The organism is Pseudonocardia sp. P-1 (assembly GCF_058111925.1).
On the sequence record NZ_CM176614.1, the window covers coordinates 5,218,093 to 5,233,344 of the forward strand.

At 76.7% G+C, this 15,252-nt stretch carries 15 protein-coding genes and 2 pseudogenes; 5 read left to right on the forward strand and 12 right to left on the reverse strand.

Annotation, left to right across the window (positions count from 1 at the left end):
- Positions 1–557: 557 nt before the first annotated feature.
- Complete coding sequence (locus tag AC0GKK_RS25595) at positions 558–704, forward strand: hypothetical protein (RefSeq protein WP_489882744.1); 147 nt, start codon at positions 558–560, stop codon at positions 702–704.
- On the opposite strand, the gene AC0GKK_RS25600 is transcribed toward AC0GKK_RS25595, so the two are convergent.
- From AC0GKK_RS25600 to AC0GKK_RS25615, 4 genes are all read right to left on the reverse strand, one after another.
- The gene (locus AC0GKK_RS25600) at positions 671–1,252 is read right to left on the reverse strand and encodes a P-loop NTPase family protein (protein WP_489882745.1); all 582 of its coding nucleotides are present in this window, start codon (positions 1,250–1,252) and stop codon (positions 671–673) included. The genes AC0GKK_RS25595 and AC0GKK_RS25600 overlap by 34 nt on opposite strands.
- A gap of 227 nt (positions 1,253–1,479) precedes the next feature.
- Positions 1,480–2,703, reverse strand: coding sequence for an alpha/beta hydrolase family protein (locus tag AC0GKK_RS25605; protein ID WP_489882746.1), 1,224 nt, complete (start codon positions 2,701–2,703; stop codon positions 1,480–1,482).
- A complete protein-coding gene (locus tag AC0GKK_RS25610) occupies positions 2,700–3,503 on the reverse strand; it encodes an MBL fold metallo-hydrolase (RefSeq protein WP_489882747.1) in 804 nt (267 codons plus the stop codon). The genes AC0GKK_RS25605 and AC0GKK_RS25610 overlap by 4 nt, the downstream gene beginning before the upstream one ends.
- Entirely contained in the window at positions 3,500–3,895 is a 396-nt protein-coding gene (locus AC0GKK_RS25615; protein ID WP_489882748.1) for a hypothetical protein, read from the reverse strand. Before AC0GKK_RS25615 ends, AC0GKK_RS25610 begins: the two co-directional genes overlap by 4 nt.
- Positions 3,896–3,971: 76 nt before the next feature.
- Between AC0GKK_RS25615 and AC0GKK_RS25620 the strand changes: the two genes are divergently transcribed.
- Positions 3,972–4,643, forward strand: a complete 672-nt coding sequence (locus AC0GKK_RS25620) for a TetR/AcrR family transcriptional regulator (protein WP_489882749.1) — start codon at positions 3,972–3,974, stop codon at positions 4,641–4,643.
- Positions 4,644–4,696: 53 nt separating this feature from the next.
- Here AC0GKK_RS25620 and AC0GKK_RS25625 read toward each other — a convergent pair whose 3' ends face one another.
- The 5 genes and pseudogenes from AC0GKK_RS25625 to AC0GKK_RS25645 all read right to left on the reverse strand — a co-directional run bounded on the left by AC0GKK_RS25625 (position 4,697) and on the right by AC0GKK_RS25645 (position 8,789).
- Positions 4,697–5,101, reverse strand: a complete 405-nt coding sequence (locus tag AC0GKK_RS25625; RefSeq protein ID WP_489882750.1) for a SpoIIAA family protein — start codon at positions 5,099–5,101, stop codon at positions 4,697–4,699.
- A gap of 230 nt (positions 5,102–5,331) precedes the next feature.
- Positions 5,332–6,000 carry a penicillin-binding transpeptidase domain-containing protein gene (locus AC0GKK_RS25630; RefSeq protein WP_489882751.1) on the reverse strand — a complete coding sequence of 223 codons (669 nt, stop codon included), beginning with the start codon at positions 5,998–6,000 and terminating at the stop codon, positions 5,332–5,334.
- A 76-nt stretch (positions 6,001–6,076) separates the two neighbouring features.
- A pseudogene (locus AC0GKK_RS25635) lies at positions 6,077–6,805 on the reverse strand (FtsW/RodA/SpoVE family cell cycle protein); the annotation flags it as partial.
- 299 nt (positions 6,806–7,104) lie between these two features.
- Positions 7,105–7,932: pseudogene (locus tag AC0GKK_RS25640) on the reverse strand (FtsW/RodA/SpoVE family cell cycle protein); the annotation flags it as partial.
- A 293-nt stretch (positions 7,933–8,225) separates the two neighbouring features.
- The gene (locus AC0GKK_RS25645; protein WP_489882752.1) at positions 8,226–8,789 is read right to left on the reverse strand and encodes a hypothetical protein; all 564 of its coding nucleotides are present in this window, start codon (positions 8,787–8,789) and stop codon (positions 8,226–8,228) included.
- A 185-nt stretch (positions 8,790–8,974) separates the two neighbouring features.
- On the opposite strand from AC0GKK_RS25645, the gene AC0GKK_RS25650 reads away from it, so the two are divergent.
- Positions 8,975–9,418 (forward strand): nitroreductase family deazaflavin-dependent oxidoreductase, encoded by a 444-nt coding sequence (locus AC0GKK_RS25650; RefSeq protein WP_251784964.1) that lies wholly within the window; start codon positions 8,975–8,977, stop codon positions 9,416–9,418.
- Positions 9,419–9,424: 6 nt separating this feature from the next.
- On the opposite strand, the gene AC0GKK_RS25655 is transcribed toward AC0GKK_RS25650, so the two are convergent.
- The gene (locus AC0GKK_RS25655) at positions 9,425–10,015 is read right to left on the reverse strand and encodes a TIGR03086 family metal-binding protein (RefSeq protein ID WP_489882753.1); all 591 of its coding nucleotides are present in this window, start codon (positions 10,013–10,015) and stop codon (positions 9,425–9,427) included.
- 255 nt (positions 10,016–10,270) lie between these two features.
- Here AC0GKK_RS25655 and AC0GKK_RS25660 point away from each other — a divergent pair, with 255 nt between their 5' ends.
- Positions 10,271–11,125, forward strand: coding sequence for a universal stress protein (locus AC0GKK_RS25660; protein WP_489882754.1), 855 nt, complete (start codon positions 10,271–10,273; stop codon positions 11,123–11,125).
- Positions 11,126–11,442: 317 nt separating this feature from the next.
- Here the strand turns inward: AC0GKK_RS25660 and AC0GKK_RS25665 are convergent, their stop codons facing one another.
- Together AC0GKK_RS25665 and AC0GKK_RS25670 are read right to left on the reverse strand one after the other, a co-directional pair.
- Positions 11,443–12,366, reverse strand: coding sequence for an alpha/beta fold hydrolase (locus AC0GKK_RS25665; RefSeq protein WP_251784960.1), 924 nt, complete (start codon positions 12,364–12,366; stop codon positions 11,443–11,445).
- 98 nt (positions 12,367–12,464) lie between these two features.
- The gene (locus AC0GKK_RS25670) at positions 12,465–13,415 is read right to left on the reverse strand and encodes an SDR family oxidoreductase (RefSeq protein ID WP_489882755.1); all 951 of its coding nucleotides are present in this window, start codon (positions 13,413–13,415) and stop codon (positions 12,465–12,467) included.
- Positions 13,416–13,748: 333 nt separating this feature from the next.
- Between AC0GKK_RS25670 and AC0GKK_RS25675 the strand changes: the two genes are divergently transcribed.
- On the forward strand, positions 13,749–15,059 hold the full coding sequence (locus tag AC0GKK_RS25675) for a dienelactone hydrolase family protein (RefSeq protein WP_489882756.1): 1,311 nt from the start codon (positions 13,749–13,751) through the stop codon (positions 15,057–15,059).
- The last annotated feature ends 193 nt before the right edge of the window (positions 15,060–15,252 follow it).

The window sequence follows — 15,252 nt, forward strand, 5'->3', positions numbered from 1 at the left end:
GAGCCCCCGCGCCTTCGCCGTCGTCATCGTCGCCGGTCCGCAGATCCACCGATCCGCCGACCCCTGACGGGTCGCCGTCCGCCGCTGTACCGAACGGCAGCGTCGCCACCATGTCCGTCGTGCACCTGATCGATGTGGTCGGCCCTGAACCGGTCTCCGGAACGGATGACATGACCCGCCAGCGGTAACCCCCCACCCCACCGGATGCAACACGCCGGGCAGATTCCCGGTCCGGACACGGGGGCCCCGAGCAGGAGGTGCGCGATGGGTGTCGGCCGCTACGTCCTGGCCGCGACCGTCGCCGCCGTGTTCACCGTCGCCGTCTGCACGGCCGCGCCCGGCGTGGACCGGTTCGCCGCCGCGTCGCAGCTCGAGCTCCCGGCGGCCGTCGCCACGACGGCGGCGAGCACGCCGTTCCGCGTCGACGCCGCTGCGGCCACCCTCGGCCGCGCGGTCGACGACGCGATCACCGCGACCCGCACGGAGCGGGACCGGGCCGCGGCGGCGAGGCGGTCGGTCGCGGTGCCAGTGCCGGCGGGCGACTGCGCGCAGCGGCGATGGCGGCCGGCCGATTCGACCCGTCGTGCCCGGCCTACCAGGGCTACCTCGACCCGGGCAGCTCCGCGGGGCGGGCCCCGACCAGCGGTGAGACCCAGCTGCAGTTCCTGTGTCAGAAGGGCCTGGTCCCGCGCAGCGAGTGCTGAAGCGGACCGGCGACCCAGCCGTCGACCTCGCGCGGTGACCGCAGCCGCACCACGGCCAGCGCCGGATGCTCCCGGGCGACCGCGGGCACCAGCGCCCGGTACTTGTGCCGGGTCGAGACGGCCCAGCGCAGGATGTTCTCCCGGTCGACGAACAGCCGGCGCAGTGGCGGCTCGACGTTGCCGTTCCACAGCACCTCGCGGTCGCGGCTGCGGCGCCACGTGCGGCGCAGCACCCGGGGGAAGGTGACCGTCCAGAACGGCAGGTCGAGCCACACGAGCAGGTCCGCGCGTGCGGAGAGCCGGGGACGCGCCGTGCCGTACTGCCATTCGGTGACCCAGGCGTCGGCGGCGGTGAGCCGCTCGACGTCGTCGAGGAACGACGGTCGCGGCACCCAGCCCGGCCCGTGGAACAGCGCGTCGATCTCGGTGTGCGGGGCGCACAGCAGCGGTGCGAGGCGGGCCGCGAGCGTCGTCTTCCCCACCCCCGACACCCCCGCGACGACGACCCGCCGCGGTCGGGCGGGCAACGGCTCGTCCCAGCGCAGCACCCCTCCACCGTAGGAACGGACGCCACCGCAATTCCCGCGACGGGGCGGTGCGGCCCGGCAGGCGTGCCCCCGGCCGTGCACCGGCCCGAGGAGGTGGGACCCGCGACCGCGGTTCCGACACGGGCGCTTCGCCCGGGCGACGGCAGGTCGTACCGCAGAGCTACGCGCACTCCCGCGCCCTGACGCGACGTGCCGCACGACGACGCCACGAGGAGGAGGCCCCGGACTCAGCGGGCGCCGGTGACCTCTCCCGAGGGGAGGACGAGCAGGTCCTCACTCACCGGGGTGCGGCCGCGGAGGCGGTCGTGCAGCCACTCGACCTGCAGCGTCCGCCACCCGGGCCCGAACGCGACCGACGAGGCCTCGGTCATCGAGTACCGGGCGCCGGTGTAGAGGGTGACCGAGGTCGGGGAGGGGGACCGGCGCGCCATCTCGTGGACCCAGGACGAGGGGGAGAGGTCGTCGGCCGTGCCCCCGACGATCTGCCACGGCACCGGCATCGCCTCGGCGTGCGGCCGCAGGTCGTACCGGGCGGCCATCGCGTCGAAGGCGTCCTCGTCGTCGTAGAGCCCGGCCATCCACATGTGGCGCGCCTTGAACGTCGGCGGGGCCTGCTCGAAGATCGTGTGGGCGCCGGGCTCGAAGCAGGGCAGGGCCACCGAGCAGCCGAGCAGGCCGGGCTGGGTGGAGGCGAGCTGGGACATCCAGAACGACCCGAAGCTGGTGCCGGTGGCCACGACCCGGGTGGCGTCGAGCTCGCGACGGCCGCGGATCCAGTCCATGACGGCGTCGCCGGCCTCCGCCCACGCGGTGGGGGTGACGTGGACGCCGCGGATCGCCGCCTCGCCCTGGCCGGGGCCGTCCAGGGCCAGCACGGCGACGCCGCGGGCGAGCCACGCGCTGCCGGTGCGGGCGACCAGCATCTCGCGGGGCGCGTCCATGCCCCCGACGGCCAGCACCGTGGGCAGCGGACCCTCGACGCCGCGGGGGAGATGGAGCCATCCGGGAAGCGCGGCGTCGCCGAACGGGACGTCGACCCGCTCGACGCGGTGTGCGGCGCTGCGGGCCCACGCCAGGTAGGCGGCGTTCTTGCGGTCGTCGAGCTCGTGGGCCAGCGCGTCGTCCTCCCAGACCGGCCAGCACGCGAGCGACCACATCTGGGCTGCGGCGAAGTGGTGCACCGCGGCACTGTCCGGGTGGCCACGTCGCTCGGCGTCCTCGGCCCGGCGCGTACGGCGCTCGGCGAACGACCGCACCACCGGGACGTAGTCGGCGAGCTTGCTGATCCCCGCCCGGAGGGCGGCCGTCTCGGCCGGCGCGAGCTCGTCGCCGACGGCGCCCAGGTGGTAGCCCAGGCGGGGCTGGTCGAACTCGACGTCGCGGACCCGCAGGGCCTCGTCGACCAGCCAGCGCTGCTCCCGGAACCGCCGTGGTCCCCGGCCTCGGGTCATCGTCGTCGTCCTCTCCTCGTGCGGTCTCCGTCGCCCGGCCCGCCCCCGGACGCCCGGTCCACGGCCTCGCGCACCGGCCCGCGGTGCACGGGGCCGTGTCCGGGCAGCAGCAGGTCGGCGTCCAGTCCGGCCAGGACGGTCAGTGCCGCCTGCATCTCGGCGTCGGTCCCGTGGTCGAACCACGCCGGGAGCAGCTGGGGCCCGGTGACCGGGGACAGGGCGTGCCCGGTGACGAGGCCGTCGCCGGTGATCACGGCGCCCGAGGCCGGGAGGTGGAAGGCGGTGTGGCCGGACGTGTGGCCGCCGGTCGGCACCGGCACCGGCGCACCGGGCAGGTCGAGGGCCTCCCCCGTCGGGAACGGTCGCGCGTGCGGGGCGGCGACGTCCCTGCCCGCCCCGGCCCGGGCGACGCGGACCGCCCAGGGCAGGACCCCCGGCCGCCACAGTGCGGCCACCACCCGGGCGGGCGCCAGCTGTTCCAGGTGCTCGCGGCGGGCGTGGGCGACCTCGACCGGGTGGAGGTGGACCGGGGTGCCGTAGCGGTCGTGGAAGGGGTTGACCGCCCCGAGGTGGTCGACATGGGCGTGGGTCACCAGGATGGCGACGACGTCCCGAGGGTGGAGGCCGAGGGTCGCGACGGAGTGCTCGACGGCCGGCACGTCGGCGGGGTAGCCGCCGTCGACCAGGGTGAGGGCGTCGCCCTCCCGCAGCAGGACCCAGTTGACGTTGGTCCCCGTCACGAGGAAGGTGCCCCGGTCGACCTGCTCCACCACCGGCGGGCCGGCGGGTCCCGACCTCACCGCCGGTCGGGGGCGCGGGCGCCGGGACGCGGTGCGGCCAGGGCCGCCACGCCGACGGCGATCCCGACCGCGTTCAGCCCCGCACCGAACCAGTTGCTCCCACTGCGCGGTGCACGCACGGCGGCGGCGAGGTGGTTGAGCCCGAACAGGGTCGACAGCACCGCGAAGCCGCGGACCTGCGCGCGGTCGGCCTCGGGCCCCAGCCCGGCCAGACCGGCCGCGGTGACGAGGGTCCCGACGTTCCAGACGGTGATCTCCCGCTGCCATCCGGCGTTGCGGCCCCAGGCGGTGCCCCGGGCGAACCGCCGCCCGAACACTCCCTGCAGCACCGCGGCGAGCGTGAAGCCGGCGACCCACACGTTCCGCGCGGTGCGGACCGACGGTCTGCGCATCGTCGCCCTCCGCCTGTCGTACCCACTTGTTGAATCGACGTACAACAGGCGGCGACGCTAGTAAGCTGCCCCTCCCATGTCAAACACCCCGTCCGGGCCGGCGTTCCGGCGGCTCGACACCGCGACCCGCCGGCAGCAGCTGCTCGCGACCGGGGCCGCGCTGTTCGCGACGCAGCCCTACGACGAGGTGTGGGTGGACGACGTCGCCCGCACGGCGGGCATCAGTCGCGGGCTGCTCTACCACTACTTCGGGAGCAAGCGCGGCTTCCTGTCCGCCGTGGTCGAGCAGGAGGCCGCGACGCTGCTCGCCGTCACCGAACCCGACGACCGGCTGCCGCCCCCGGAGCGCCTGCGGGCCGTCCTGGACGCCTACCTCGACTACGTCCGGGCCCACCCGCACGGCTACCGCGCCCTGTTCCGGGGAGCGCTCGGTGCCGACACCGCCATCCGGTCCATCGTGGACGGGAACCTGGCCCGCCAGCAGGAACGTGTGCTGCGGGCCGTGGTCGGCCCCGGCCCCGCACCGGAACCGGTGCGGCTGGCCGTGCGCGGCTGGCTGTCGTTCCTCGTCGCCGTCTGTCTGGACTGGCTGGAGAACCCCGTCCTGGACCGGACCGCGGTCCGCGAGCTCTGTGCGGACACGCTGACCGGGGCGCTCGGTGCGAGCGGCCACGGGGCGCCGCCCACTCCCGGGCCCGCGACGGACGCGGGCCACCGTGCCCCACCGCTCGACGAGGGCGGCGGGTAGGGCCGCCTCCCGTTCCGGCTTCCGGCGCCGGGGCCCGGGCCGCCCCCCCGCGCTCACCCGCCGGTCGCCGCCGGCGAGGTCGCGGGCAGCGACGCCAGCCAGGCCGCGGCGTCGTCGAGCCGGTCGTTGCCGAACACCCGCATCGGGAACGGCAGCAGCGCCCCCGCGAGGTGGGCGAGCTCGCGCACCCACCCGATGTCGCTCACCAGTGCGTAGCCCTGGACCAGGCGCGGCATCGTGGGGTGGTGGAGCCACATCCCGGTCTTCTCCCACGCCGCCCCGGCGGTGAAGCCCCCGTAGTCGGGGCCGAGCTGCAGCAGCAGCCGGAAGGGCCGGTGCAGCCGGATCGCCTCCTCGACGATCGGCTCGATCGTCGACGCGAAGTCCGCGCGGTCCAGCACGCCGACGGCGCGCAGGCCGACGACGCCCTCCGGGACGGTCGGGATCGTCTCCAGCATGGTCACTCCCCGGTCGGTGGTCCGGCCCGTCCGGCCGCTCCATCCAGCGTCGACCCCGACCGCGCAGGGCACGATGGCCGGACCGCCTGTGTCGCGGGGGCCGCTGGTCCCGGTCCGGGCACGCCGGGTGCGGACCGCACCGGCACCCCCGCTCAGCCCGCCGGCACCAGCGCCTGGCGCAGCCCCTCGGCCGCGACGGTGTCCGGGGCGGTCGCCGCGTGCGGCGGCCCCTAGACGAGCACCGTCACCACCACCGACGGGTCGTCGAACGGCGCGGCGGCGGTGATCCAGTTGTCGTACTCCTCGCCGGGCAGGCTGCCGTCCTGGGCCGTCCCGGTCTTGGCGCCGACCGGGAACGGCAGCCGGGCGAGCGCCGAACCGGTCCCGCCCGCCACCACGGCCCGCATCCCGTCCCGCACCGGACCGAGCGTCGCGGCGAACGGCAGCGGTCGCGGCGGCGGCGCGGGCACGGGGGAGAACCCGGTGGCGGCGCTGCCGGTGGCGACCGCCAGCCGGGGGGTGACGAGACGACCGGTCGCGATCGCGGCCGTCCACCGGGCGTTCTGCAGCGGGGTCACCTCGACCGGGCCCTGCCCGATGCCGAGCTGGACGGTGGTCCCGACGTACCACGGCTCGCCACCCGCCGACGGGGAGCCGACCTGCCCGCCGGACTCACCGGGCAGGTCGACGCCGGTCGGGGACCCCACGCCCAGCGCCCGCGCGGTCCCGACCAGCCGTTCGGGCCCGAGGGCCAGCGCCAGCTTGTAGAAGTACACGTCGTTCGACCAGGCCAGGGCCTCGGTCATGGCCATCGGCCCCATCGGCCGCCAGTTGTGGAAGGTGTGCCCGGCGACGGTCAGCTCGGCCCCGGTCGGGACGACCAGGCCGGGGTCCTGCACCCCCGGAGGCGGTGTCGGCGGCGGCCACCACCAGCTTGAACGTCGAGCCGGGCGGGACCGCGGACCGGGTGGCGTGCTGCAGCATCGGCCCGCCGGGCGCGCGTGCCAGCGCCGCCGCCGCGGCCGCGTCGGTCGGGGGTCCGAACACCGCGCCGTCGTAGGCGGGCAGGCTCACCATCGCGCGGACCTGGCCGGTCCGGGGGTCCAGCGCGACCGCGGAGGCGATCGCCCGCGGGTTGCGGGTCGTGTCCAGCGCGCGCTGCAGGCTGCGGGCGAGCCGGGTCTGGAGGGCGGTGTCGACCGCGAGGACGACGTCGGCGCCCCGGACGGGTGCGCGCCGCTCGGCGGGTGCGACGGGGGCCCCGGCCGGGGTCACGGAGAAGCACTGCTGCCCGTCGACACCGCGCAGCACCGCGTCGTACTGCGCCTCCAGACCGGCCCACCCCACGACGTCGTCGGCGGTCAGGGAGGAGTCGGTGCGCAGGTCGGCCGGGCCGGGCCGCCCGACGAAGCCGAGCAGCGGCCCGAACAGCGTGCCCGTCGGGTAGGCCCGCCGGACCGAGGGCCGGACCAGGACGCCTGCCGGTCCGGTGCGGTCGATCCGGTCGCCGAGCCCGGGGGCGACCTCGGCGACCGGCAGCGTCGGTGTCGTCGCGGGCACCGCGGCCAGCCGGGCGCGCAGCGCGGCCTGCGGCGTGCCCAGCAGGGCCGCGAGCCGGGCGAGCCCCGCCGGGTCGGCGAGCAGCATCGCCGGGACGGCGTCGACCCGCGACGGCGCGGTGCGCTCCGTCGCGCCGGCCAGCACCGCACCGCCGCGGTCGAGGATCGCCCCCGGGTCGCCGGGACCGGCACGCAGCGGGTCGACTGGTCGTGCGCGGTCGCGGCCAGGGCGGCCCCGCCGGCTCCCTGCAGGGTCGCCGCGGTGGCGACGAACCCCAGCAGCACCGCCACGACCCCGGCGGCCAGCACCCGGACCAGGCGCGGCCTGCGGCGCAGCGACGGCGGCGACCAGAGCGCCCGGCGGACGCCGTCGCGGCGCAGGCCGAACACCGACCCGATCGCGACGAGGTGCACCACGAGCGCCGTGCCACCGAAGCTGACCAGCGGGAACGGGACCCCGGCCAGCGGGAGCAGACCCAGGTTGCCGCCGGTCGAGACGACCACCTCGACGCCGAACAGCACCGCCATCCCGGCCGCGACGAGGCCGGCCTGCGGGGTCCGGCACTCCCGGGCGGCCACGGCCAGCCGCCACACCAGGACCCCGGCGGCGAGCGCCAGGACCGCACCGGCGACCGGCCCGAACTGCTGCATCACGCTGGCCGGGGCCAGGTCGGTGTCCCGTTCGGGAAGGTAGGAGGCGAGCAGACCGGCCAGCGGGTCACCGGCGTGGCCCCACATCGGTGCGGAGCCGACCGCGACCCGGGCCTGCTCGACCGCCCAGCCCGCCCCGCCCGGGTCCTGGCCCGACCCGCCGAGGAATGCGGCCAGCCGCTCGGCCTGGTACGGCCGCAGCAGCCCGACGGCCAGCGGCGCGGCGACGACGGCGGCACCCACCAGGCCCGCGACGGCCCGCACCGACACCCGGCTGGTGACCAGCACGGCGACGGCGGCCAGCGCGAGCAGCGTCGCCGTGCTGAGGTCGGGCTGCAGCGCGGTCAGCGCGACCGGCACCGCGGCGACCACCAGCGCCACCGGCAGGCGCTGCCACTCCGGCCGGCCCGAGCCCAGCACGACCGCGAGCAGGAGCAGCACGCCGGCCTTGGCCAGCTCCGACGGCTGCACGGTGAGCGGCCCGACCGCGATCCAGCGGGTCGCGCCGTTCGCCGACACCCCCGCCACTCGGACGACGACGAGCCCGGCGACCGCGACCGCGTACACCCCGACGGCGACGACGGTCAGCGCCTCGGCGCGCAGCCGCCGCGCGAGGACCATCAGCGCCAGCCCCACGACCGCCACCGCCGCCTGCTTCCCGGCCGGGGTGACGCCGTCGACGGCCAGCAGGTTCGCCAGGCCCAGCAGCACCAGCACCCCCGCGGCGACCGGACCCGCCGCACCGGCGACCCCGCCCCCACCGGTGGGGCGGACGCTCCCCGGCCGGGCGGCCGGCCGCGGGGCGGCGGCCCCCGCCGGCCGTCCACGCGGGACGGGTCGCAGCAGCCGGCGCGCCCGGCGCAGGCGGCCCGTCAGCCGGCGCAGGGCCCGCGCCCTCCGCCCGGCCCGGCCGGTCACCGGCCCGCGCCCACGGTGCACTCCGGCCGGGCCGGGAGCAGCATCGGCGCCCCGACCGCCACGGCCGGGGCCGTGACGAGCGGCGAGACGGCCAGTGCCGCGCCGCGGGGCAGCACCACGTCGGTCACGACGTCGAGGCGGCCGCCGGGGCCCGCCGGCACCGGCAGCCGCCGGTCGGGGGACTCGGTCCGCGCCCCCGTGCACAGGTCCTCGACGCGGACCCGCCAGGTCACCTGGGCCGGTCCCGGCCCGGTCAGCCGCACCTGCAGCCGTACCGGGCAGGTCGCCCCGTCCCGGCAGGTGTCCAGCGGCCGCAGGTCCACACCGGCCACGGTCCCGCTCGCCGCGGGCTCCGCCGGCGGGCTCGGAGCCCGCGCCGCGACGACGGCCTGCGCCGGTGCGTCCGGCGCGCCGCCGGTGATCCGCCGGAGGTCGGCGGCGATGCGGTCGCCCAGCAGCACGGTCTCGAGGACCAGTACCGCGACCACCGCCAGCACACCGAGCGCCATCCGGCCGTAGCGCACCCACGGCCCGTTCCCGGCGGGCGTCCCCCCGTCCATCCGCGCCTCCCGTCCCGGTCCTCCCGCCGATCGTGGACGGTCGCGCGGACGGGCGGCAGGGCCGTTGGTCATCCGGGCACGAGCCGGTGCGCGGTGCCCGCGGCGGCGGGACCTCCGGCCCGTCCCGGCCGGCGCCGGACCGGTCAGCATCGGGCCCACCGGAACGCACCCGGAGGAGGACGGACATGGGGCCGATGTCGACGGTGCGGGCGTCGCTGCCCCGGCTCGGGGAGCTGGTCCGGCGGTTCAACCGCCGGTGGCTGAACCCGGCGATGCTCCGCCGCGCGGGGGACCGGCACTGGTACGCCGGGTTCGTCGAGCACCGCGGCCGCCGGAGCGGGCGGATCCGCCGGACGCCGATCGTCGCCCACCCGGTGGAGGGCGGGTTCGCGGTCGCGTTGCCCTACGGGCCCCGGGTGGACTGGCTGCGCAACCTGCAGGCGTCGGGGTCGGGGCGGCTGCGCAGCCACGACCGGTGGTACCGGGTGGACACACCGAGGGTGGTCCCGATCTCCGAGGTCCCGCCCGGCCTCCCCACGGTCACCCGCCGGATCGCGGAGAGGTCGGCGGCACCGTGGCTGCTGCTGGCCGCACACCCGCTCGACCCGTCCGACGCGACCCGGGGGTGACGCGGGTCAGGGGTGCCGTCCGAGGAAGGCGGCGAGCCGGTCGGGCGCCGTCGCCCCGGTGGTGGTCGCCACCTCCGGCCCGAACATCCCGGGCATCCGCATCTGTGGGGTGATCATCGCGTGCGCGACCCCGTCGGCCACGGCGACGGCCCGCTCGTCGAGGGTCGCGGGCCTGCCCAGCGCACGGGCGAGGTCCCAGCCGTGACCGGCCTGCTCGACGACGAGGAAGCCGACGAGCTGTCCGCCGGTCGTGTCGCCCCAGGGCATCGCGAAGACCTCGTCGAGCCGCCCCGGGACCGACCACGCGGAGACGGCCGCCCGGGCGGCCTCGCGGTAGGTGCCCGCCGCGGCCGGCCGGTCGACGGCCGGTCCGTCGAAGGCCGGGCCGCCCTCGTGGCGGGCGACCCGGGTGAACCCGTCGAGACCGCCGACGAGGTGCCCGACGAGATCCCGGACGGGCAGGTCCGGGCAGGGCGAGGCGGCCTGCCACGTCTCGTCGTCGACGGTGTCGACGAGGGCGGCGACGTCGTCGACGAGCCGGCGGAGCGCGTCCAGGGTGGTGGTGCCGGGCAGGAGGTCCTGGTCAGGGGTGGTCATGTCCCGAGCCCACACCCGGTTCCCCGAGGTCACCAGGACCGTTGGTCCCGTCCGGGCCGGCGAGGGCGTCGAGCTCGGCCCGCACGTCGGCGACCTGCCGGTCCGGGGCCGGCGCCGGGGCGCCGGCCGGTCGCACCGACGGTGCCGTCCCCGGCCGGCCCGGACACGGGCCCTCCGACCCGGTCCGGGCGGACCGAGGGCCACTGCCCGGCGGACCGGGCCGGCGGCACGCTGGCCCGGGACCGGGAGGTGGACGTGGGAGTTCCGGAGGGTGCGGTCGTCGTCGGCGTCGACAGCGGCCCCGTGAGCCTGGAGGCCGTGGACTGGGCGGTCCTGGAGGCCGTGCACCGGGCCGCCCCGCTGTACCTGCTGCACGCGACGGGCGCGGACACCGGCCCGTGGGCCCTTCCGGCGTCGCCGAGCGGGATGCGGGCGCGGGGGCGGACGCTCCTGCGGCGGGCCGTCGGGCGGGTCGGCGCGGCGCGGCGGGAGGTCCCGGTCCCGGTCGACGTCGACGTCGACGACCGGCCGCCGGGCCCGGCTCTGCGGGCGGCGTCGGCGCGGGCCTACCTGGTCGTCGTCGGGGCCGTCGGGCACGGATGGGTCCACGACATGACGGTCGGTTCGGTGAGCCTCGAGCTGTGCTACCGGGCCGACTCCGACGTCGTCGTCGTGCGCCGGCAGGAGGGCCCGGGCGCGCGGCGGGTGGTGGTCGGGGTGGACGGCTCCGACGGCGGTGACCGTGCCCCGGTGTTCGCGGCCGGGATCGCCACGCGGCGGTCGGCGCCGCTGACCGTGCTGCACTGCTGGAGCGCGCACCGCCCCTCCGACCTGGCGGTGGCCGCGGCCGACGTCGGTACGGGTGCCGAGTCCCACGAGCGGCTGCTCCGTGCGGTCGTCGACCGGTGCGTCCCGCCGTCGGCGGTGCAGCCCGACCGGCAGCTCGCCGCGGTGCGTCCGGGCTCGGCGCTGGTCGAGGCCTCCCGGCACGCGGCCCTGCTGGTGGTCGGTGCGCGGGGGACCGGCGGTGTCGCCGGGCTGCACCTGGGCTCGGTGGTCCGGTCGGTGCTGCACGACGCGCGGTGCCCGGTCGCGGTCGTGCGCCGCTGAGGGCCGCGGGGAGCGAGGGCGTGGACCGGCTGCTGCGGATCCGGACGGCGCGCTCGCCCTCGCGGCGGCGACGGCCGTGGGCACCCGGGCCACTCGCTGCTCGGGTTCGGCCCGGTCGACGCGCTGCAGGAGACGGTCACGACGATCACCACGGTCGGCCTCCGCGAGGTCGACCCGCTCGGTGCCGGCGGCACGGTGTCCACGACGGCGCTGATCCTCACCGGGGTCGGCACCGTGCTCTCCGCGTCCGGCCCCTCCGGCGCCGGGACCCGGCTGAGCCCCGGGCGCAGCCGGGCGAGGGCCGCCCGTCGTGACGGTCAGCCGACCCGGGGGATCCCCAGGATCCGGCGGCGCAGCGCGTCCCGGTCGCCCTCGGCCGGTGCGGTCCCGTCGACGAAGTCCCGCAGCAGCCCCACGAACCGGTCCGGCTGCTCGGCGTGCGGGAAGTGCCCCGCACCGTCGAAGACCTCCAGCCGGCTGTCGGGCAGCCGGTCGTGCGCGGCGAGGGTGTGGGCGAGCGGGATGACCCGGTCGCGGTTCCCCCCGACCAGGAGCACGGGCACCTCCTCGAGCAGGTGCAGGCGTTGCGCCCCGTCGAGGCGCTGGCCGGACGGCTCCAGGGCACCCCGCGCGGTCTGGACGAACGCGCCGCGGGTGCCGCGGTCGGCGAAGGTCTCCAGCGCGGTGTGCACACCGTCGATGTCCGAGCGCGGTGCGGCGCCGACCCGGTGGGCCAGCCGGTGCGCGGCGCGGCGCATCCACGGCGGGGTCAGCGACGCCGCCGAGCGGAGCACCAGCTCGGTGCCCGGCAGGCTCGCCGCGCGCAGCGCGAGGGTCAGGTCGTGGCCGAGACCGCCGGAGGACACGAGCACGACCCGCTCGGTGAACTCGGGGAACTGGTGCGCGAACTGCATCGCGATGCCGCCGCCGAACGAGTGCCCCACGATCGTCGCCCGCTCGACGTCGAGCGCGGCCAGCAGGTCCCGCAGCCCGGTCGCGTAGCCGCCGAGGGAGTAGTCGCCGCTGCGCGGGGCCTCGCTGGCACCGTGGCCGAGCAGGTCCGGCGCGATCACGTGCAGCCCGCCGCCCAGCGCGTCGAACACCGGGGCCCAGGTGCGTGAGCTCGCGGCGAGACCGTGCACGAGCAGGACCGTCGGGCCCTCGCCGCGGCCGGTCTCGCGGTAGCTCACACGTTGTCCGTGCAGCAGGATCTCGCGCTCCTGGGGGGACTGGTCCGCCACTGGGCACCTCCGTACGTCGACGTCTCCATGATCCCCTCCGGACGGGCCCGCGGCGGTGGGGTGCGCCGGTGTCCTGGAGGCGTCGGCGAGGGGGGTTGTCAGGGGGTGGCCGCGCCGTCGAAGGACACCCCGGCCCGCTGCTGCGACAGGTCCCACACCCGGCGGGCGGCGTCGGCGTCGCGCAGTGGGCGGTAGAGCTCCTGCTCGGCGGGTGGTCCGCCCACCCGGCCGGGACCCTTCGGCCCGTAGAACACGGCGTGCCCGGCGTCCGGTGCGGTCGCGGCGAGCAGCGCGGGCAGCCCCGCCGAGTCGGCGGTCCCGACCAGCAGACCGGCCCGGGACAGCGCCCCGATCACCCGTCGCCCGGCGGACCGCCGTTCCCGGCCGAGATCGGGCCGGGCGTTCAGGAGGTTGGTCGGCGCGACTCCCGGGTGCGACAGGTTCGCGGTGATGCCCCAGCCCGCGGCGCGGCTGCGCCGGTCCAGCTCCAGGCCGAACAGCCCGAACGCGATCTTCGAGTGCCGGTAGGCGGCCATGCCGTCGTAGGAGCGCTCGGAGTCCGGGTCGTCCCACAGGACCGTGCCGCGGGCCGCGGCGACGCTGATCTGGCAGACCACCCGGGCGTGGCCCTCGCGCAGCAGCGGCAGCAGGTGCGCGACGAGCGCGACGTGGCCGAGGTGGTTGGTGCCGAACTGCAGCTCGAACCCGTCGGCGGTGGTGCGCCGCTCCGGCGGGGTCATCACACCGGCGTTGTTGATCAGCAGGTGGACGGGGCGTCCCTCCGCGCGCAGGGTCTCCCCGAGCGCGGCGACCGAGGACAGCGAGGACAGGTCGAGCTCGCGCAGCGAGACGGCGGCACCGGGGCACCGGTCGCGGATCCGGTCGGCGGCGGCGGCGCCCTTCGCGGCGTTGCGGACGGGCAGCACGACCTCGGCACCGGCGGCGGCGAGCCGGTCGGCGATGCCGAGCCCGACGCCGTCGCTGCCGCCGGTGACGACGGCGCGGCGCCCGGTCAGGTCGGGGAGGGTGAGGTCAGGGGTGCGTGGCATGGGTCCAGCCTGGCCGGGTCGTGGCGCGGTAACCACGGATCGTCGATCCGTGGTTGCGGGCGCGGTGCGCACGGTAGGACCGTCGGGGAGCCGCGGTCGCTGTCGGTGGCCGGGGACCCGCGCGACACCGCGCTGCGCCCCCGACCGTTCGCAGCCGCGAACGTCGGCAGATCCCTCCCGGAACGCCGCGCGGACCCGCGGTACCCCGTCGTCACCTGCGGCAACACCTGTGGCGACAGGAGTCACACGTTAGGTGTGTGATCATGTCCCCCGATCGACGTGATACCGGCAACGGCGGTTGCAGAGGGTCCCCGCCTCGGTAGCGTTCGGACCGTGTCCACTCCGATCAGCCCGCGCAGCCGTCGTCGCGTCCTGCATCCCGTCGCGAGGACGGCGACGTCGCTGTTCGTCGTCGGCGCGGTCGCCGCGGCCGGGTGCGTGGGTGCGGTGGGGGCCACGGCCACGCCGGTCGCACCCGTCGCCTACACGTCGGTCCCGGCGGCGGGCCTGTCCGTCGCGGCGACGGTGACCATCGACGGTACGCAGTACCCGAACCCGCTGCGCATGCTCGACGGCACCGGCGTCACCGACGTCGCCCAGTGGGAGGGGACCCGGCGCGCGGAGCTGCTGGCGGCGTTCCGCGAGAACGTCTACGGCCAGCCGCTGCCCAAGCCGACCAAGCAGACCTTCGACGTGCGGACCAGCGACGACGGCGACGTCACCCTCAAGAAGGTCACGATCGGCATCACCGGGCCGGAGGGCACCGGGAAGTTCACGCTGCGGCTGTTCGTCCCGAAGGGCCAGACCCCGCGCGGCACCTTCCTGATGATCGACCACCGGGGCTCGGTCTCCGACGACCCGGGGCAGTCCTCGGACTACGCACCGGTCTCGACGATCACGAAGGCCGGGTACGCCTTCGCCCAGATCGACGCCAACGACATCGCCCCGGACGACAGCGGCAGCTACCGCAGCAAGATGATCAACCTGTTCCACCCGTCCGGGAGCGACCTGCCCGACGACGCCGGCCGGGCCGTCGCCGCCTGGGCCTGGGGCGCGAGCCGGGCGATGGACTATCTCCAGACCGACAAGGACATCGACCCCTCGAAGGTCGCGGTCATCGGGCACTCCCGCAGCGGCAAGGCCGCGCTCTGGGCGGGCGCCCAGGACCCGCGCTTCGCCGCGGTCATCTCCAACAACTCGGGGTCGACCGGCGCGAAGCTCGCCCGCCGCGGCGACGGGGGAGTGGGTGCCGAGACGGTGTCGCGGGTCAACAGCTCCTTCCCGTACTGGTTCCCGAAGACCTACCAGGCCTACGGGAACAAGGTCGACGAGCTGCCCGTCGACCAGCACGAGCTGATGGGGCTGGTCGCGCCGCGCAAGCTGGTGATCGCCAGCGCCAGCGACGACTCCAACGCCGATCCCGAGGGCGAGTTCCTCGCCTACGAGGCGGCGAGCAAGATCTACGACCTCTACGGCCTCGGCGACAACGGACTGGGCACGACGGGCTGGAAGCCCGCCACCGACACGGCCTTCTCCGGGCCGGCGATGAGCTACCACCTGCGTTCCGGTGGGCACGGCCTCAAGGCGGCCGACTGGAACATCTATCTGAAGGGCGATCTGTTCACGCAGGCGTCGCCGCGCTGACCGCCCACGATTGGTACGGCCGTACTCGAATGACCGTTTCAGGCGATCTTCCTGAAATGCACACGTCGAGCGTTTGACGTCCCGGGGAAGTGTGCCGTCGTCCCCGGAGGCGGGGACGGTCGGGCCGCGATCCCGCGGTCCCGCAGGTGGAGCGCACGCCGGCGGCGTCCGTGCCCCAATTCCGATGCGGTTC